Here is a 19,549-nt window from a genome sequence, read left to right as displayed (position 1 = left end):
GCATGGGCCGGCTTTTTCGTTTAGTTATTTTTGCAACCTTTCCCTTCCACGACGATCCGACCGTCGATACTCTTGTAGCTGGCGCCTACGGCTTTGCAAATCAGGTCCAGCTTCTCGTACAGCGACATTTCCGTGAGCGTAGCGGTAATCGGGCATTCGTCCATGATATTCTTGTCGTAAATAATATCGATGCCGTAAGCATTCTGCAACGCATTGAATACGGCGGACACAGGCGCGTCGTCAAACTCGAAATGCGGTGCCGTTCCAGTGTTTTCAACAACTTCCGGCTCCGGAACGAGGCTTTTTATGATTTTTACGGTTTTACGAATGAAGACCACCTGCTGGTTAGGCTCTATTACCACGCCAGTAAGCTCGCGGGAACTTTGCTTCTCCGTCGCATCGGGATCCTCCCTTGAAAATACGGCCACTTTGCCCGTTTTTACAGCCACGGAAACCTCCCGCTCATCGGCAAAGGAGCGTACCGTAAAACTGGTACCCAAGACTTTGGTTACCAATTCATTGGCATATACAAAAAAAGGCTTGGAAGGATCTTTGGCAATGTCGAAAAACGCTTTTCCTGAAAGAAACACCTCCCGCCGACCACCGCGCTTCGTGCCGTTGAAATGAGCCGGATAGCTCATTTTGCTGCCCGGATCGAGGGTAATGCGACTGCCGTCTTCGAGGCTGATCGTCAGTGGCTGTGCGGTGGTGTTCGCTATTTCGCGCATTTCCACGTTCGTGGCGGCAACGAGTTGGTCATAATCGAGCGCTTTCGGCTGGTGACGCAGCCAGAATAGCCATCCGAGCCCCGCGAATAGTACCAGCATCGCGGCAATCCGCACGGCGCGGCCTGCGTACCAGGGCAAATGCACGGTCTCGGTATTTTCCAGGTTTCTCGTTTCCAGCCTTTCAACGATTCGCTCGACGGCCATCCTTTTTTCAGGATTTGGCAGTGGGGAATTTGACGGCCGGATCGCTAATACCAACTGGCGGGCCCGCGCTACCATTTCACGCTTTTCAGGATGGGCAACGAGCCAGTTTTGCCAGGTTTCGTCATCTTCGCGCGTGGGATTGAGCACCCAGCTGCGGAACGATTTGTCCCAGACAAACTCCCCCAAACTGAAATCGTTGTAACGGTCCATGTTCAAAATCTAGCTTTTCAAACACCATTAGACCACCCCGGCGGCGGGATACTGTATTTTTCTGATTTTTTTTGAAATTTTTAAATGAAGTATTTCAAATTCAGAACGGCAGCGCTAAAACCACTGAAATGATGGTCTTCCAATGCGACTTGATAAACTTGAAAGCCTCTTGCAAGAGGTTGGAAACCGACTGAGGCTGAATGTCCATCACCATCGCGATCTCTTCGCGCTCCATATCATTATAAAAACGGAGAAAAACGGCTTCTTTTTGCCTTTTGGGGAGTTCATTGAGCATTTCGGTCATGCGCGAGGCGAGCAACCGGTCGTTTTCAGATTCGATCAGCTGGTACTCGGCACTGAATTCGAGGTCGAAAACAATGTCCGATTCGTTATAGTAATCCATACAATCCATCCGCAGTCGCGACGCGAGGCGGTGCAGGCGGCGGCGCAGGGAAGCGAGCAGGTAAGGTTTGGGGGGAATTTCATGATTCAACGCATCCCGCTTTTCCCATACTCCGAGAAAAACGTCCTGAATGCAATCCTTGATCAGTTCGCGGTCGCTGTTAAACTTCGTTCCATAATGAAAAAGGAGATCGTACGTGCGGTTAATGAGGTGTTCATAAGCGGTGACATCCCCCGCCAGCATTTCGCGCCACAGCTTCTGCTCTTCCTCGAAATACAGGTCCGAACGGGTTAACGCCTTCATGAAAACGGATGAATTTTAGTCAGGTCCGAAAACAAAAAGCAGCCAACGGAGCATTCTTACTATCAATCATCTCATTTAATCACCAAACAATCATACCCCATCCACTAACGCTGAGACTATACGTAGCTGCGTGCAATTACGATTTAAACATCGGCAGAGGATTCAACGGGTGACGCAAAAAATTGGCGCCGATCTCCCGTATCAAAAACCAATGAAACCCCGCGTTCGGGAACTGCACGCGCAGCCTGCGGAGCTTTTTCCAATCACTTCCGAAGGTGAGCAGGCCCAACGAAACATCCGTCCAATCCGCTTTCCGGAAAACTTCCACCGTCGTACCAAATGCACCTTCGTACGGCCGGATCTTGTGATGCCAGTAGATCATGGCCGTAACCTCGGGGATCAGCGCGGCGTCCTGTGTGGCGTTCAGATAATGTTCGGCTTCCAGGATAGAAGGTGACAGGTAATCAATGGTGCGGGCCGTCCAGATGCCGATATCGTGAAATACCGCTGCAATGGCATACTTCTGCCGATTCGCGGGATCTGCATCGCGCATGACGCAGGTCTCGAAAACCCGGTGAACATGATTGGAATACTTTTCAAGGTCGGCACCGATTTCCTGCCTGAAACGCCCCAGGAGCTCGTCGATAAGGGGTTCATGGTCTCGCATTACGCAAATTTTGAGTGAATGCGATAATTTACAGATAATCAAGACAATACCAAGTTGCCTCGCGAACTATTCTGAATGAAATGGATTCATTTTAAAATTATTGACAACGGTTGATCATTAAGCCTGACCATTGGGACATTTATATAGCCCCCCCTGCTCATTACCTGCAAAACCGCAATATCACTGGCTTGCAATAGAGTATTTTCCAGGGTATTTTTACATTGTTATTCATCAACAAATCCCTTGACAACCATGAGCGGAACACCATTAACAATCATGAGGTACGAAGCCCGCAAGACATCTTGGGCTGCCCGTATTGCCGGTTTTATAAGGGCTTTCACCAGATCATTTTCCGATTGGATAATCGTTCGTGTCGAGCGAAGCCTGGTTCGTGACACAAAGCTAATAAAACAGCAAATGGCGCTGATTCCTGACATGGATGCTGAGCAATTGAACAACGGGTCGACTTTCATAAAAACCATGCTGCCTGTGCTGGAAAAAATGGAGGAAACCATTGGCAAAATCGATAATGCCACGCTGACCGCCGCATTCAAAGCGTACAAAATGACTATTTTTAAATTTGAAGCGAAACTCCACTTAAAAGCGACAGAACATCTGCCTGTTATGCCCACCGATGAGCTACTAAAGGAGGCTCTTTACAACGCAAGTATTACCTCCGTTACATCTAAGTTGTAAGTTTATGCCTTTTGCCCCCGGCGACATCGTTTCATTTGATTTCCTGATTCCCTCAACCGGTAAGTACATAACACATTCTGCGGTCGTACTGTCAACGGCTGATGTGTACGCTCATGATAGGACTTACGTTTGTGTTATGATGTCATCCAACAATGTAAATGACAAATTCACATTTAAAGTTGAAAACTCAATGCTACAAAAAGCGAACAATAAAATGAGCTCACAAGTCCGGACCCACCTGATTACTTATGTAACTGATGCAAAAGTTCGCCCCCTGAATGGAGCTCCATACAACCGATTAAGTCGCCACGCATTGGAGAGACTTATTTCACATATAAACGAAATCGTTTTTGGAGTGTAGCACAGATAGCCCGCTTATTCCCCCCTCCCATTCGACTTATCAATAATTACCGCCAGCAAGATCACCAACCCCTTCACCACCTGTTGCCAGAACGGGGATACATTCAATAGTACCAAACCATTGTTCAACACCCCAATGATAATCGCGCCCTGCACCGTGCCGAGGATGCTTCCGCGCCCGCCCGAGAGCGAGGTGCCGCCTATCACGACTGCCGCGATCGAGTCCAGTTCGTAGCTGATGCCCGCGTTGGGCTGGGCGGAGTCGAGGCGTGAAGTAACCATGATCCCGCCCACCGCTGCGAGCGCTCCGGCAATGGTATAGACGATGATTTTAACTTGATTAACATTGATCCCTGACAAACGTGAGGCGCTCTCGTTGCCTCCAATGGCGTAAATGTAGCGACCGATCCGCGTCTTGTCGGTTAGGAAGACGGCCAGCGCCACCACGATGATGGAGATCCATACCGGCACCGGAATACCCAAAAACCAGCCGGTACCGATAAAAAGAAACGTCTCCCCCAGCCCGCTGATCGGGAAACCACCCGTCCAGAGCATGGTGAGGCCTCTTGCGACGGTCAACATCGCGAGCGTAGCAACAAACGGCGGCACATTGAACCGCGTAATCGCCCAACCATTGAATGCACCCAACGCCGAGCCGGTCAACCCGCCTGCGAGGATCGCGCCGAGGACAGTAAACCCGACGTACAGGTTTTCAGAAGGTATTTCAATACCGTTTTTGAGTAAACCGGCCGTAATCGCGCCGCATAATGCCAGTACCGAGCCCACCGACAAGTCGATCCCCGCCGTAAGCACGATGAGCGTCATGCCTACCGAGATACAGATATTGACCGAAATCTGCCGCATGACGTTCCAAAGGTTAGAAAACGTCAGAAACTTGTCCGACAGGATGCTTAATGTCAGGCATAGCAGGAACAATGCTATGAGCGACTGGAATTTGGCGAGATTTTTAGTGCTGTAAGCAATAGGCATTAGGCTGTATGCTTTTTGATGGTTTATATATTGCAATTAATATTCAAAAGCTTATAGCCTACTGCTTAAAGCTTATTGCTTTCTTCAAAATTCCATCCTCCGACGCTTCGCTGGCCAGAAACTCGCCGGTTAGCCGGCCCTCGGACATCACGAGAATGCGGTCGGAAATGGCCAGGATTTCGGGAAGCTCGGACGACACCACGAGAATACCCAATCCTTCGTCGGCCAGGCGGATGATGAGTTTGTAAATCTCGGTTTTGGCATTAATGTCGATGCCGCGCGTCGGTTCGTCGAGCAAAAGCACTTTCGGGCGCGTTGCGAGCCATTTGGCAAGCACGATCTTCTGCTGATTGCCCCCGCTGAGGTTCTTCGCCTGTTGTTCTTTCGATGGTGTCTTAATCCGCAATTCACTGATATAGTGATCAGCCAGCTCGCATTCTTTCGCATCGTTGAGCGTGCCGAGTTTTTCCATTTCTTCTAATGTGGTGAGACTAATATTGTTCTTCACACCCAGTCCCAGCACCAACCCGTCCTTTTTCCGGTCCTCGGGTACGAGCGCGAGCCCGGCGGCGATGGCACGAGCGGGAGAGTCGCAGCAAACGGATTGACCACCGATCAGCACCTGCCCGCTCGCATGCGCGGGGTGCAGCCCAAAGATCGATTCCAGCAGCTCGGTCCGTCCGGCGCCCATCAGTCCAAAAAGGCCGACGATTTCGCCTTTACCTACATTAAATGAGATATTATGAAGCACATTACCGGCCTTCAGGCGGCTTTTCAGGCTCAGGTTTTTCACTTCCAGCAACGGTTCGCACACGCCGCGACCGACAGTTTTACGCATGACGTCGATTTTTCTCCCTACCATTTTACTGATCAGCCGATCCTGCGTCATTCCTGCCATTTCGCCGGATTCAATGCTTTTGCCGTCGCGAAGCACGACGTAATTGTCTGCAATGCGGAAGAGCTCGTCGAGCTTATGAGAAACGTAAACGATGGCTTTATTACGGGCTTTGAGATCAGCTATAATGTCAAACAGAACCTCTACCTCCGCACCGGTGATGGCCGAGGTCGGTTCGTCCATGATGATCAACTCAGCGTCGGTAAGCAATGCTTTCGCAATTTCGACGATCTGCTGCTGCCCCACTTTGAGCTTGAAAACCTGCGAATCGGGATTGACTTTCAGTTTCAACCGGTCGAGAAGTTCCTGTGTGCGCTTGCGCATGCGGCTTTTGTCCATCGTACCATACTGCGTCACCAGCTCGCGCCCCAGGAAAATGTTTTCAGAGATGGTTAGATAAGGAATCAGGTTCAGTTCCTGATGGATGATCGCTACACCATGTTGCTGCGCGTCTTTTGGGTCTGAAAACCTCGTGGGCTCTCCCTTGTAATGAAATTCTCCTTCAAAATCGGGGTAGACGCCCGACAGGATTTTCATCAGTGTCGACTTCCCGGCCCCATTTTCACCGATCAGCGCAGTAACCTTACCCGCCTTGATCGACAGCGAAACATCATCCAGCGCAATCACGCCCGGGAACCGCTTGGTAACCTTCTTCACTTCCAACAATGTCGCTGTGTCCGTCATGGCTTTTCGATTTGGAGACTTACCGGAATGATTTCAATGTCATTCACCTGCAGGTGCTCGCGGTTCAGTTCAATGGCGCCGTAAAATGTCACACGATCACCTTTCCTTGCTTTGGATTTAAATGGCGGAACTACTTTTTCTCGTATCAGCTTGTTGATTTCGGCCGATACATTATTGAAATCCATGGAATTCGTAAACGCATTGATATCGATCGCACCGGAAGCATCTCGGACCGCGTTACCGAAAATGTATTCGGTAGCAATGCGCACTTCTTTCTCCCCAACTTCCACCTTCACCTCATTCTCATTCACCCCATTCACAATACCCTCGCCTTTGACGAGAAAATAGCGGATATTACCAATACCCAATGCGTGTGAATGCTCGTCAAATGCCTTTTCCTTGTCTGTTTTCAAAAGTGCGGTCAACGTGTAGAGATCGACGGCTTTGGAAAGGCCCGGCGTCAGTTTTTTCTCCCAGAAATCTTTGGTATAACCGGCGGCGTCAAACGTTGCACTGCCGGCCTTCACTTCATCCAGTTTTTTGAAATACACTGAATTGTAAGCCAGCAATGCAATCACCGCCACGCAAAGCAGGTATCGGATCGGTTTGGGCATAGCTATTCTTTTTCGCCGTAAGCGGCATAATTTTCGACATTATCCTTTTTTACCAACTCCACAGCCACCGGCATTTTGCCGGGGAAATCACGTTTACCTTTAAAATATTCATCGGCAAATGTGGCCGCGGTTTGCGCCATTACCTCGGGAAACTGCATTCCGGTTGCCAGGATTTTCCCGTCCTGAATCGATTTGACAACATCCTCAGCGCCGTCAAAACCAAATACTTTCACGTGGCCGGCCTTTCCGGCAGCTACTAACGCCTGGTAAGCCCCCATGGCCATTGCATCGTTTCCGCAAAAAACACCGTCGATATCCGGGTGCGCTTGCAGGATGGATTCCATGACCTCCATAGCCTTGTTACGGTCAAAATCGGCACTTTGCTGAGCTACCATTTTCAACCCGGGATAGAAATCGACCACGCTGTGAAAGCCTTTCGATCGGTTCCAGGTGTTATTATCCCCCACCATCCCTAGGATTTCCACGTATTTACCTTTCTTATTCAATGTCTCGACAAAGTATTTGCCGATCGCCACGCAGCCAGAATAGCTATCCGACAGGATTTGCGAGGTAGCAGCACCATTCGCATTCACTTCCCGGTCCATACAAAACACGGGTACGCCGGCCGCCACCGCATTCTTCACATTCACAATGGAACCGTCGGCATCGGTAGGATTAAATAAAATGGCATCATAACCCGAGGCGATCGCATTATCGAAATGGTCAGTCTCCTGCGCGGTATTGTTTTGTGAATCAAAAACTTTGGATTCGTAGCCCAGCTGCTTCGCTTTCTTCTCGGCTTTTTGCGCGAGGAAAACGAACCACGGGTTATTGAGCGTCGAGATCACGATGGCAATTTTTTTTGGCTCATCTTCGGATTCTTTTGTTTTACAACCGATAAATCCAAGTCCGAAAATGACGCAAAAAAGTGCTATCCTGTAACTTATGCTGATTTTCATACTTCAATGGGTTTAGGCAACCGGTCTCACGGATACACGGTTACGATCAAGCGCTGGTAACGCGTCAGCGCAGGCGTACCATTGTCGGTCACGGCCAATACCACGTGAATAGTCTCCGGTTTTTCCACCTTTGGAGCCACAAAAGACGTCTGCGCTGCCTTTATATCCTTGATGCCGATAGATTCCTTGATATTATAGCTGCCCGGCTCAGGATAATAGATCCATTCGTAGGCCAACGCATTGCCGTCGGGGTCCCGGGACCCTTCGGCGCTAAGCTGCACGGTTTCACCTACTTTCGCATTCATGCGCGTTCCGCCTTTCACGACGGCTTTCGGGGGGTGGTTCGCTTCTTTGTAAGGCTTGATTGTCCAGTCCATCCGAGCCGCAAAATCATACTGGAATGCCTCACGCCAGCGCCATAATGTGGCTTTATTACTGGTATGGTAGGCGCCGTCAATACCCTTCACCTCGTCCATCGCGTCGGTGTAGATCGGCCGGGTTTCTGGCTCATAGAAGTATTTAAGTGTGCGTGGCGTATAGAGCTCGTATCGTCCGCCCCAGCCGCCGTATTCGGGGTGCTCGGGATCGTTGAGGCCGTTATTGATCAGGCCCAGGAACGAGGGCGTATCGCCTTCCATGAGAAATTTTGTGAATGGATATTCCTTTCCCATCGGGCCGTGGCTACGTACGTGCTCGTCGAGCCAGGGATTGTCTACGATTTCAAAATTGGCGCCGGCGAAGCGTCCGTGAAACTTGTCGCCGCTGATACCCGACCAGGTCGCGTAATGGTAAGCACCCGCTGCATGGTAACCGGGGCTGCCTACGTAAAATACTTCGGGGAAATTCTTGCGGATCCACGGACCGGTATCGTCCTGGTCCGATATCGTGTACATTCTTATTTTGGATACAAATTTCTTCACATCCTCTGGTGAACGAGTCATTTTCACCTTCCAAAGCGCCTGTGCCAGGCAGTTGGCGCCGCCCCAAACGGGAATCCAGACAGGCCGGTCGTCTTTTTTATCAACTACCTTGATAATCCACTCGGAACCCTCGGAATCTTTGCCCTTGCCCACGGCATTCAGGCCAAAATCGGGATAGGCACTTTTGGTGACACTCACGAGGTAATCTGCTTCGGGATAACCTTTTTCGTGCAAAAGCAGGTTCGGACGGACTTTCCGGTACGCTTCTATAAGCTGTTTGATCTTTTCCGGTGCGACGCGTTTTTGCTGATGAATGGAAGTCGTGGCAACGAGGCCTTCGATGTCCCATTGATTGGAATAGGTCAAAAACCGGATCATCGACTGGGTGTCGTCCGGCTCGTTTTCAATGTCCGTCAGCACCAGTACCCGGTGTTTCGCCTCCTGCGTATAAGCGGCGCCGGCACAAAGCAGCAGGGCACCACAGAATATCTGTCTTATCAGTTTCATAAATTTTGACCAAATAACCCTATTCGAAAAAGACCTGATGTTACAACGACTAATTAACCGCTTGTTTACACTTACATGGACGAGCGATTAACTGATAAGGCCGAGTGCCGCGGCGGCAATGCCACCTTCTGAAATACCGTAATGATTGAAAATCTCGGTTTGAGAGCCGGTGACTGTATATTCGTCGGGAATACCCATGATCTTGAACCGGTTATGGAAATCGTGCTGGATCAGAAACGAAGCACAGGCCTCACCCAGGCCACCGTAAACGCTATGCTCTTCTACTGTGATAACCGGTTGCCCGGTAGCGGCGATATCTCGCAAAAGATCGTAATCCAGCGGTTTGATCGTATGCATGCTCACTACGGCAGCCGCCACATGGTGCTCCCGCCTGAGCTTTTCCGCAGCGCGTAAGGCCGGCGCAACCGTCTCGCCCGCGCCAATTATGGTAAGATCGCTGCCTTCGCGTACAATGCGTCCTTTTCCGAATTCGAAAGTCTTCTCGTCCTCCGAAAGCAGCGGCATTTGTTTTTTGCCAAAACGGATGTACACGGGGATATCGCTTTCGGCCGCCAGTAAAATGGCCTGTTCTGCTTCGAAATTATCGGCCGGGGCGACAATCATCATGTTGTTAATCGTTCGCAAAACGGCGAAATCATGCAAACTGTGGTGGGTAGATCCCAATGCGCCGTAGCTCACCCCCGCACTGATACCGATCAACTTGACCGGATTGTTGGAATAGGCAACGTCATTTTTGATCTGCTCCAATGCGCGGGCTGTCAGGAAACAGGCTGGGGATACGGCAAAAACCTTTTTGCCCGTCGAAGCCAGGCCAGCGGCAACGCCAACCAGGTTCTGCTCGGCAATGCCCACTTCGATAATCTGTTCGGGAAACTTCTGCCCGAACGGCACTAACTTTCCAGAGCCACGCGAATCGCTTGTTACCACGATAATGTCCCTGTCGGTTTGGGCGAGGTGCTGCAATGTACCCGAAAAAACTTCCAGGTTAGTGCGCTGGCTCACAGCAATGTTCTCGATAGTCGCATCCACTATTTCTTGCATTTAAATTGATTATCGCCGAACGGTTCAGGAAAGTGTTTCTTCCAGAAGGTCCAGTTCCTGTATCGCGTCGGCATACTGCTTCGGATCGGGTACGCCGTGATGCCATTTCAATTGATTTTCCATATAACTTACCCCTTTGCCTTTCACGGTATGCGCGATAATGAGGCTGGGCTTACCTTTTTCAAATGGCAATGCATCGAATGCGGCCATCAGTTCGGCGATATTGTGGCCGTCGACATGCCGTACCGCCCAGCCGAATGCCCCGAATTTTTCATCCACAGGATCTGTATTGCACACTGCGCTGGTCGGGCCACTGATTTGCAATGTGTTTTTGTCCAAAATCGCACACAGGTTATCCAGCTTGTAATGCGAGGCCGACAAGGCCGCTTCCCAGTTGGAGCCTTCGGGTAACTCGCCATCGCCGAGGACGGTAAACACGCGGTAGTCACGCTTGTCAAGCTTGCCGGCGATGGCCGTGCCCACACTCAGCGACAGGCCGTGGCCCAATGCGCCGGTATTCTGCTCGACGCCATGCACCTTGCGTGTGGGATGCCCGATGTAGTGCGACTGGTATTTGCACAAAGTCTCCAAATCCGACTCAGGAAAAAAGCCGCGCGATGCCAGCACTACATATAATGCTTCCACGGTATGCCCTTTGCTTTGAATATACCGGTCGCGGTCCGGCGAGTCGAAATGGCCGGGATCAACGTCCATCGTATAATTGTAGAGCACGTTCAAAATATCGATACACGACAGGCTGCCGCCGGTATGACCCGCTTTGGCCTGATAGATGTATTTGAGTATTTTCTTGCGGTACTCCACCGATTTCTGCGTCAGCTCCTTTTCCGACATGACTTTTAGCATTAATCCGGCATTGTGCCGGTATTTGTAATTTACCGATAGCTCAGGGTTCAGTTCTGCGACGCGAGTTCGCGGTCGGGCACGCGCGTGGGAGAAGGTTGTTGTGTAGGTTCGTCGAAAACCTGCACTTCCCAGCCCATGTAATTGCCCAATGCTTCTTTTAAAATACCTGCCGTTTTGGATGCATTCATCACCACATGGTGTTCGAAACCATTGCGGCAGATGTATTGCATGAGATTTTGCAGGTTCGGGATCTCGGCTACGGCGCGGTTACCGAAGGTTTTCAGCGTATCGTCCGTCAACCGACCCTCACCTACGTACGCCTTCATGACCCCGCGCGGGTCGTCCGTGCTGATGCGCCCGTACGTGAGCGGCATCGCAGGCGTGCGCCCCGCCAGTGCACCCCAGGTATTTTCCTCTCCTACCGACGTGCCGAGGATCGGCGCCGTCGAAATTTCGATATCGGGCAAAAACGACTTCGCCCAGTTACCGCAATGGAAGAGCACGCATTTATTATCATCGTTGGCGTAATTGTTATTCCAATCCACCAGCGCGCTCGGCGAGCCTGATGCGAGTTGCAACGCATACATACTTAATGTACCCGTCACATCCACTTCACAGCCGCTCGGCATCATATTTTCGCTCATAATGCTCATGCTCGTGCACACATTGCAACCATAATTCTGCTGCACCGAAGTCCAGCATTGTATCGCCGTAGCGTCCAATGCATTTGCTTCAATAAAATCTCCCAGAACCACATCCAGCTTCGCCATTTGTATCAAAGCTTCATCGGGCGTGCGCCCGCGGGAGGCGTAGGAAGTGATCTTATCCAAACGTTCCTTCACTTTTGCATCCTGGGCCGTCAGCTTATTGGCATTACCCAAAATCTCCGACAAATCGACCGTCACAACCGAAATACCATTTCGCTGCAATATCTTTTCGCTGTAACGCACCGTGTTGAACCCGCCCGGACGAGCGCCAATGGCACCAATGCGCACATTGCGCAGACCTTTGGTAACCCGGCAAACCGCCACGAAATCGTTCAGGTCTTTAATGAATGAAGGATCTGTCGGATGCACGACGTGCTTGGTGGTAAGCGTGTATTTGATACCGAATTGATACAGGTTATTACAGGCCGAAATCTTGCCGCACCACGAATCGCGGCGGCGGGCTACATCCAGCTTGTCGAGGTCATCGGGATAACCCTGCACCAGCACGGGCACATTCAAATCGGCCAGCTTCAACGTCTCGGCAATACCGCGTTCGTCGCCGAAATTGGGCAAAACTACAAGCACACCCATAATTTCATCCCGATGTGCCCGGAACAGCGCCGCACATTTCTGCGCATCCTGGAACGTCTCTACGCCACCCAGCTTGGTAGCCTCGGTATCGAGCATAATCCCATTGATATTTAATTTTTTAAGTAAATCAACAATCTCCACCCGAGCCTCGGCCACCAGCCGATCCGGAAAGAAATCCCTGTTACCTATAATGACTCCGATACTTTTCATGGTCATGGAATATGAGGCTGTCGGCTTTTGTTTGGGCTGTAAGCGTTAGGCTTTAAGCTGTAAGCGTTAGGCTTTAAGCTTTAATTATTTAATCTTCATGCCGGCGACTCGTTCAATCATTCAATCATCGCACCGGCGACCCGGTCAATCATTCAATCATTCACCGTTCCACGGCGGCTCATTCAATCATTCAATCATCGCACCGGCGACCCGGTCAGTCATTCAATCATTCAATCATTGACTATTCCGCAATAATCAACTCGATTTCGTTGTCGTGGAACAGCTGCTGATGCTTCTCTTCGATCCCGGCGTCGGTGATGATGTAGTCGATCAGCGAAAGGGCTCCCAGGCTTGCGAATGCGCTTTTTCCTACTTTGGTCGAGTCGGCTACGAGGTAAGTCGTATCTGCGGCGTCGATCATCGCTTTCTTCACTACGAGGTCGGCGATACTCGGGTATGTGAGGCCCGCTTTGAGCGACAATCCCGCCGTGGCGAGGAAGAGCTTCTGCACATTCAGGCCTTTAAAAAAGTCGGCGGCTTTCTGGCCTGTCAGCGACAAGGTCGGCGGCTTGAACTCGCCTCCCGTCATAATCACCTCAATGCCCGTTTCGGCCCCTAGGATTAATGCGATATTCAACGCATTGGTAATGACCGTCAGGTGCTTGTTGCTTCCCCGCAGCTTCTTTGCGATCTCGGTCGTGGTAGAACCCGAATCGAGGATGATCGTATCACCATTGGAAATAAATTCCAGGCATTTGGCCGCGATCAGCTCCTTTTTATCGAGATTTTCCTGGTTGGCGAGTGAAAAGTTGCGCACCTGGTCTTCGACATTCTTCAAAAACGCGCCGCCGTGTTCCTTGATCACCAGGCCATCCTTTTCGAGCTTGTCCAGGTCCTGCCGTATCGTTACTTCGGTTACCTTAAACAGCCGGGCAAGGTCGACCACCTTCGCCGAGCCGTCTTCTTTTAACAGTTCAAGTATTTTCTCTCTTCTCTGATTTGCCAGCATTGTGTTAACTTTTGTTTTTTACCTAAAAATAGATGGAAAAGAAACAATTCGTCACATACCGACAGAAAATAAACCCGTTCACAACTCAAATAGAATACGTAAACTTATCAAAAGCAAATTTACGTAAATAAAAGAAAATAAAAACAGAAAATTGAAAACAATAGTGAATTATTGTGCTATTATTTCTTTATATAACCACAAGCAGTTGACTTTTGCTTGACTTTGTTAATCCGACATACTTGAACACCCTTGCTATGAAACCGCTATTCGCCGGAATACTGCTACTGGTCATCAACAGCTTAGCCATTGCGCAATCCAAAAAAGAAGAAAAATTGCCCGCCCCATCGGCAACGGAAGACTGGTCGGTAAAACCACCGCTGGTAACGCCTGGCGAAACCTACTCGCAGCCGCCTTCGGACGCTATCATATTATACAGCGGGCAATCCGACCTGAACAAATGGGAACACCCCGACGGCTCGCCCGTGAAATGGAAGCCCGACGGTGATGCGATAACCATCGTACCCAAGGCCACCGACATCCGCACCAAACAAAAGTTCGGCAACATGCAGCTCCACCTCGAATGGCGCACGCCGGATCCGTCGGAAGACAAGGATTTCAACCGGGGCAACAGCGGCGTGCTCATGATGGGTCTCTACGAATTACAGATTTACGAATCCTGGAATTACAATACCAAAATCTACTACAACGGTCAGGCCGGCAGCGTCTACAAGCAACACGCCCCGCTCGTAAACGCTGCCCGCAAGCCCCAAACCTGGCAGACGTACGATGTCATTTTCGAAGCCCCCATTTTCCGGTCGGACAAAACGGTCGAAAAGCCCGCATACATGACTGTTTTCCATAATAATGTGTTGATTTTGAACCATGTCGAGTTACAGGGCCCGATGGTATACCAGGGCTATCCGAAGTATAAATACCACGAGTCGAAGTTGCCATTGCAGTTGCAGGAGCATGGAAGCCGGGTGAGTTTTCGGAATATTTGGGTGAGGGAGTTGTGAGGTAAAATCCGTTTGATAACGGATCAAGTCAGTTCGGGCACAAAATTGCAAATGCCAATACGCTGTAGTCGATATTCGAGAAGTTTACCACCCCTATCTCGGATGACGGCTATCATATCAAAATCCACTATTAATCGTTACATTAGTTCACATCCGCATGTTAGACAATCACTAGACCAATGGTATCGAACGACAAAGAAATCAGATTGGTCATGTCACGCGGATTTGAAAAGATCATTCAATTCCGCTGATTACGTTGGCAATGACCGATATGTGTTTAATGTAAATGGAAATGAACATCGTTTAATTGCTATTGTCCACTTCGACAGACGAACGATTTATATCGTATTTTTAGGTACGCATTCCGAGTATAACAAAGTTAATGCTTCAACTGTCAATTATAAAAGGAAGCTATGAGCACCGAACAAATCACCTACAACACCGAGGCCGAGTATGAATCCGCAATGGATGAAATTTACGAGTTGATGAACAGAGGAGAGGCCAATCTTACAGAAGCCGAGAAGGACAAAGTTCGCGATATGGCGCTCGCCGCCGAAGCGTATGAAGATAAACATTTCCCATTCCCTCCTCCCGAAACAATCCCTGAAATGGTTGAACGCAAGCGTTTCGAGCTTAACCTAACCCAAGCCGGGCTTGCCGAAATGCTGGGATTGGGAAAGACAAAACTCTCCCAAATCCTAAACGGCAAACAGGAGCCCGACGTACCTTTCTTAAAAGCAGTATATCAAAAATTAGGCATCGATCCGGGACTTCTGCTGGATAATGCTTAACTACCTCACCGTACCAGCGGCAACCAAACCGACATATCCCCATGCCCCCGGTTCCCCCAGGCATAGTACGGTACCAGCCGAACCGGGATCGCTCTAGGAGCTTCCGCAGAGATTTCGCGGTATAACTTCTTGTTCCAGTCCGAATTATCTACCAGTACCGCGTCGCCTTGTAGACTCATGACCGGGCTGTTTTCAATGGTCAACAAAGAAGGCTTAAAGTTATTTTTAGCAGCAATAGCGACGTCAAAAATAGTTTTACCTTTGGGCAAATCAATGGATTCTACGCAATAAACTACCGGCCCGCGCTTCACGGCGACCTGGTTGCGCGTTTCTTCTACCAACGGGTTGGATTCGATGAGTTTAACAGGCATATCGAACACCAGCTCAACTTTATCACCTGATTTCCAGGCCCTTTTCACTTCGACATAACTACCCGAAACCAATTTTACAGATTCGCTCTTACCGTTCACCCCCAAAGTGGCGTTGCTACACCAGCCCGGAATGCGGAAGAATAGGGAAATGGCTTCCTTCGGCGCTTCTTCCAATGTCACGGAAACCTTTCCGTACCAGGGATAATCAGTGGTTTGCGTCAAGCGGAGGTTGCCGCCTTTTACGGCTGTCTGAAACTTGTTCCCGCCATACAAATTGAAGAAAATGCCTTTGTCAGAAAGGCTGTAAGCATACTGGGCTACCTCGGCGACGGTGCGGACCGTATTAGGCGGACAGCAGTTGGATTTGGAAATATAAGCTTGCCGGTCCTTCTCCCAACGTTGCTTGAACGGCAATGCGTCGGAATAGGCTAATGGATTGGTATACAAAAATTTGTCGCCTTTGAGGTTAATACCAGAAAGCACGCTGTTGTACAATGCAAGCTCCACGATGTCAGCGTATTTGGCCTCTCCGGTGATTTGCAGCATACGCCAGTTCCAGAGCACGTTGCCGATATTGGCGCAGGTTTCGTTGTGGGCGGTGAAGTTGGGCAACTGATAATCACGGCCGTAAGCCTGGTGGATTTTCTGGACTTCGTCGGGTTTGTAGGAGGTGCCGTCGGGTGATACCCCATCATAAAGCGCGCCGCAGCCGCCGGTGACGTACATTTTGTGCTGGGTAACGTCGTCCCACATCGTGTGCAGCTGCGCGAGCAACGCCTCGTCGCCCGTTTCCGCGTACACGTCCGCAACGCCCGCGTACAGGTAGTTAGCGCGCACGGCGTGACCTATTACTTTGGTTTGTTTAAGGAACGGAATGCGGTCCTGGTTGTCGTCCGTACCTTCCGTGGCGCCTTTGATGGCGATCAGGTGTTTCACGAGCGTCAGGTATTTTTCGTCGCGCGTGGTGCGGTAAAGCTCCGAAAGACCCATGTAATGCGCCGGGCAAATGGCATTGCGCGACTGCTCCGGCGTGGCTGCATTATAAAAAGTAATCAGGAAGTCGGCCGCTTTTTTGGCGACGTCGAGCAGGCTCGTTTTTCCGGTAGCCCGGTAATGCACACATGCGGCGGTCATCAGGTGGCCGAAGTTGTACGCCTCGAAACTCAGCCGGTCGGCGAACATTTTGCCTTCACCGTTCTGTTTTTGCTCGATAATCGCTTTTGTATAAATATAGCCATCCGCTCGCTGTGCTTTGGCAATAACCGCGATGGTTTTATCCATCAGTTCGTCCAGTTTCGGGTCTTTGGTGGCGGCATAGAGACTCGCTACCGCCTCGAATGTTTTGTAAAAATCGCCGTCATGAAAAGAAGGCCCTTTGAAATTACCCGACTCGAACCCTGCCGCGATCTCGAAATTGCGAAAGGAATGGCTCAGGTTCGGGTCGGTATAGGTTTTCCAGAGCTGCGGCACCATGGTTTCGCGGCATACCTTAAAACGGTCTGCCCAAAAGCCTTGCGTCCATTGAACGGCCGTCATGTCGGTGCCATGGAGTTTTACAAATTTACTTTGCGAAGTATTCACCAGCGCATTCTCCTGTGCCAATGCATTCAGCCCCAATCCCAGCGAGAGCGCGATAATGGTTTTAGTAGTTTTCATTTAAAATGACTTGGTAATCAAATAATCTATTTCAAAAACAGCTTCCAGGTCTTGAATACCACCATTCTGCAGATCGTACATCTGGTCCGTCGGCGTATCGGCATCCGGGAAGCGGCGGATGTCGCCCGTGCGGAATGCAATGCGGCTTATAGCTTCCAGCGGGGCGAAAAGCACGCCGGTTCCAACCTGCTTGCCGTTCACGACAACCGTGTAAAGCCGCGTTTCGACATTAGCTTGTACCTTGATCTCATAACGCTGGCCCTTTTGGTAATTCAAAAGATTTTTGTTGCGATACCCCGCTTTCGTACGGAACACGCCCGTCGAATCAAAAGACAAACGAATGCCCGGCGTACCCTTTGCGTCGAGGAATTCAATGTCGAGCAGGCCGGTATTGTTTTGGCCAGGGCTCACTGAAAATTCAGCGATCAGTTTTTTTGAAGCAGGAATAACGCGCTCTACTCTCGCATAGTCGAAATGATCGATATCTTTGATTATCAGAACTTTACCATTCTGCCCTTTTCCAATCGACACAGGCGCCTGCAATGGACTGTAAATATTCCATTCGGCGAGTTCCTTACCATCGGGCATTTGCGCGAAGCGGTCGGAAGCATGTTTTTCGGCCTTCTCCCGCACGGGAACCGGTATTTCCGACACCCATATATCTTCCTTGTTCATGCTATACGTCACCCAAAGGTTGCCATCGGGTGGCGTGCCGTCGCCTTCCGTAATTCCGCGGACATATTGCGGGCCGTAGGATTTATAGTTGCCGCCGTAACGCATCGGGGTGATCTCGCCATTCACGAGCAGCAGATTTTTGTAGTTCAAACCGTCATCGCTCACGGAAATCGCCAGCGGCCAGCGAAACTCGGAAGGGTTGTAAACCGTCGCATATTTGCCGTCAGACGTTTTTTGCCCCCAAATCTTGGCATTGCTATTTACAAAACCCGGGGCACGTTTGGGATTGTACAGCCAGGCTTTACCTTCGTTTCTGCTAATACTGGTCAATGCATTTTTCCAAAGTCCTACCACCCTGCCATCGGGTAAGTGATAGTAGCTGAATGCTTTATATTCTCCTTTCAAACTGATCAACGGATCATTACGATCGGCTTCTTCCACCCATTGCTGGGTTACCAGCTTGTTGGCGAGCAGTTCCTCACAGGCTTCCACAAAGCCTTTGTCCCGGCTTTCGGTATACATCGGATAATCGGAAGGCTGTTTCCAAGAAGCATTATGCCTGATGAAATAGATCGGGCCGTAAGTGCCATCCTTTTTGATTTCCCGCACGACCCTGCCAATGCCGTGACCGTCGTTCGGGTCGTCTTTGGCATCGAGTACCATTCCAAAATAGGCCACGGTGAGCAGCCGGTTGCTTTTGGAGACATAAAAACCCATCCGTTGGTGCATTACGGCGTACAGGTCTTTCGCCACACCGGGATGTCCTTCTTTTTTGGTACCGTCGGGAATTTTATAAGGCGGGAAAATGGCTACCGGTTTTGTCCAGCTTTTGCCATCCTTCGATGTCTGTAAAAGGGTTTGCCCCGGCGGAATGTGCTCGCCGACGGGGTTGCTGAGGTAATTCAGATAAAATCTGCCATTCCAATACGCCAGCATCGGCGCGTGGTTGTAGGTCCACGTAATAGCCGAATCCCCGCTCGCATCGGTACGGTTGGCCCGCAACGTCTGGTACGAATGCACGCCAATGGCCGGACTGAGCTGGCCGTGGTGGTAGTCGACATTCACAAGCGTTTTACCTGTGTAACGGACCGTATCCTGCGCATGGACGCTGCCCGTGGCAAGCAAAACGGCGAGCATTCCTTTCAATTCTTTTTGCATAACGCTATTTTCCAACACCAAAACCCAATCATTCCCGTTTCTAACCTCCCCCGGCGGGTTAAATGTTTTAATTCCTTTGTTCTTTATTTTTTCTAGAACTTTGGTTTTGCCAGTCCTCGGATCATACCAGCTTGCATTCACTTTCGAACCGCCGATTTTACCCATATTAACCTTCATATCGCGACCATTCCAGGTGTCATCTGCGGAGTTCAAGAGTTTAGAGTTCAGAGTTCAGGAGTTTAAAGTTTACTAGCTTAATTTCTATGAGCCAGCATATTTACTTTTGACTCATAAACTCT

19 protein-coding genes are annotated in these 19,549 nt (G+C 50.1%); 5 read left to right on the top strand and 14 right to left on the bottom strand.

Translation table 11 applies throughout. The features are described 5' to 3' along the window. Nucleotides 1-20 precede the first annotated feature (20 nt). The 3 genes from AAHB90_RS04780 to AAHB90_RS04770 form a co-directional block, all read right to left on the bottom strand. A complete protein-coding gene (locus tag AAHB90_RS04780; RefSeq protein ID WP_342083769.1) occupies nt 21-1,142 on the bottom strand; it encodes a FecR family protein in 1,122 nt (373 codons plus the stop codon). A 100-nt stretch (nt 1,143-1,242) separates the two neighbouring features. Continuing rightward, the gene (locus tag AAHB90_RS04775) at nt 1,243-1,848 is read right to left on the bottom strand and encodes an RNA polymerase sigma factor (protein WP_342083768.1); all 606 of its coding nucleotides are present in this window, start codon (nt 1,846-1,848) and stop codon (nt 1,243-1,245) included. Between the two features lie 136 nt (nt 1,849-1,984). Beyond that, complete coding sequence (locus AAHB90_RS04770; protein WP_342083767.1) at nt 1,985-2,515, bottom strand: hypothetical protein; 531 nt, start codon at nt 2,513-2,515, stop codon at nt 1,985-1,987. Nucleotides 2,516-2,767: 252 nt separating this feature from the next. Between AAHB90_RS04770 and AAHB90_RS04765 the strand changes: the two genes are divergently transcribed. Together AAHB90_RS04765 and AAHB90_RS32735 are read left to right on the top strand one after the other, a co-directional pair. Then, a complete protein-coding gene (locus AAHB90_RS04765; protein ID WP_342083766.1) occupies nt 2,768-3,211 on the top strand; it encodes a hypothetical protein in 444 nt (147 codons plus the stop codon). A gap of 4 nt (nt 3,212-3,215) precedes the next feature. Continuing rightward, the gene (locus AAHB90_RS32735) at nt 3,216-3,572 is read left to right on the top strand and encodes a type II toxin-antitoxin system PemK/MazF family toxin (protein WP_446717874.1); all 357 of its coding nucleotides are present in this window, start codon (nt 3,216-3,218) and stop codon (nt 3,570-3,572) included. 14 nt (nt 3,573-3,586) lie between these two features. Here AAHB90_RS32735 and AAHB90_RS04760 read toward each other — a convergent pair whose 3' ends face one another. The 9 genes from AAHB90_RS04760 to AAHB90_RS04720 form a co-directional block, all read right to left on the bottom strand. Beyond that, the gene (locus tag AAHB90_RS04760; RefSeq protein WP_342083765.1) at nt 3,587-4,561 is read right to left on the bottom strand and encodes an ABC transporter permease; all 975 of its coding nucleotides are present in this window, start codon (nt 4,559-4,561) and stop codon (nt 3,587-3,589) included. A 58-nt stretch (nt 4,562-4,619) separates the two neighbouring features. Then, the gene (locus AAHB90_RS04755; RefSeq protein WP_342083764.1) at nt 4,620-6,140 is read right to left on the bottom strand and encodes a sugar ABC transporter ATP-binding protein; all 1,521 of its coding nucleotides are present in this window, start codon (nt 6,138-6,140) and stop codon (nt 4,620-4,622) included. Then, nucleotides 6,137-6,754, bottom strand: a complete 618-nt coding sequence (locus AAHB90_RS04750; protein WP_342083763.1) for a DUF2291 domain-containing protein — start codon at nt 6,752-6,754, stop codon at nt 6,137-6,139. The genes AAHB90_RS04755 and AAHB90_RS04750 overlap by 4 nt, the downstream gene beginning before the upstream one ends. Before the next feature lie 2 nt (nt 6,755-6,756). Then, nucleotides 6,757-7,713: a D-ribose ABC transporter substrate-binding protein gene (locus AAHB90_RS04745; RefSeq protein WP_342083762.1), complete on the bottom strand. Its 957-nt coding sequence runs from the start codon at nt 7,711-7,713 to the stop codon at nt 6,757-6,759. Between the two features lie 26 nt (nt 7,714-7,739). After that, nucleotides 7,740-9,140 (bottom strand): DUF1593 domain-containing protein, encoded by a 1,401-nt coding sequence (locus AAHB90_RS04740; protein WP_342083761.1) that lies wholly within the window; start codon nt 9,138-9,140, stop codon nt 7,740-7,742. An 87-nt stretch (nt 9,141-9,227) separates the two neighbouring features. Next, complete coding sequence (locus tag AAHB90_RS04735; protein WP_342083760.1) at nt 9,228-10,202, bottom strand: transketolase family protein; 975 nt, start codon at nt 10,200-10,202, stop codon at nt 9,228-9,230. Nucleotides 10,203-10,226: 24 nt separating this feature from the next. Next, a complete protein-coding gene (locus AAHB90_RS04730) occupies nt 10,227-11,054 on the bottom strand; it encodes a transketolase (RefSeq protein ID WP_342083759.1) in 828 nt (275 codons plus the stop codon). Nucleotides 11,055-11,113: 59 nt separating this feature from the next. Next, nucleotides 11,114-12,574: an L-fucose/L-arabinose isomerase family protein gene (locus AAHB90_RS04725; protein ID WP_446717873.1), complete on the bottom strand. Its 1,461-nt coding sequence runs from the start codon at nt 12,572-12,574 to the stop codon at nt 11,114-11,116. A gap of 241 nt (nt 12,575-12,815) precedes the next feature. After that, nucleotides 12,816-13,583, bottom strand: coding sequence for a DeoR/GlpR family DNA-binding transcription regulator (locus AAHB90_RS04720; protein WP_342083757.1), 768 nt, complete (start codon nt 13,581-13,583; stop codon nt 12,816-12,818). A gap of 254 nt (nt 13,584-13,837) precedes the next feature. Between AAHB90_RS04720 and AAHB90_RS04715 the strand changes: the two genes are divergently transcribed. The 3 genes from AAHB90_RS04715 to AAHB90_RS04705 are packed head-to-tail and all read left to right on the top strand — an operon-like array spanning nt 13,838 to nt 15,390. Further along, the gene (locus tag AAHB90_RS04715; protein WP_342083756.1) at nt 13,838-14,599 is read left to right on the top strand and encodes a 3-keto-disaccharide hydrolase; all 762 of its coding nucleotides are present in this window, start codon (nt 13,838-13,840) and stop codon (nt 14,597-14,599) included. Between the two features lie 51 nt (nt 14,600-14,650). Further along, nucleotides 14,651-15,016, top strand: coding sequence for a type II toxin-antitoxin system HigB family toxin (locus AAHB90_RS04710; RefSeq protein ID WP_342083755.1), 366 nt, complete (start codon nt 14,651-14,653; stop codon nt 15,014-15,016). Next, a complete protein-coding gene (locus AAHB90_RS04705; protein ID WP_342083754.1) occupies nt 15,013-15,390 on the top strand; it encodes a helix-turn-helix domain-containing protein in 378 nt (125 codons plus the stop codon). Before AAHB90_RS04710 ends, AAHB90_RS04705 begins: the two co-directional genes overlap by 4 nt. A 5-nt stretch (nt 15,391-15,395) precedes the next feature. Here the strand turns inward: AAHB90_RS04705 and AAHB90_RS04700 are convergent, their stop codons facing one another. Both AAHB90_RS04700 and AAHB90_RS04695 read right to left on the bottom strand, forming a co-directional pair. Further along, the gene (locus tag AAHB90_RS04700) at nt 15,396-17,417 is read right to left on the bottom strand and encodes an aceric acid hydrolase (RefSeq protein WP_342083753.1); all 2,022 of its coding nucleotides are present in this window, start codon (nt 17,415-17,417) and stop codon (nt 15,396-15,398) included. Beyond that, a complete protein-coding gene (locus AAHB90_RS04695; protein ID WP_342083752.1) occupies nt 17,418-19,463 on the bottom strand; it encodes a putative collagen-binding domain-containing protein in 2,046 nt (681 codons plus the stop codon). Nucleotides 19,464-19,549 lie beyond the last annotated feature (86 nt).

This window comes from Dyadobacter sp. OTU695 (assembly GCF_038440355.1).
GTDB lineage: Bacteria > Bacteroidota > Bacteroidia > Cytophagales > Spirosomataceae > Dyadobacter.
The sequence above is the reverse complement of the archived record's forward strand: the minus strand, read 5'-3'. Positions and strand labels throughout refer to the sequence as shown.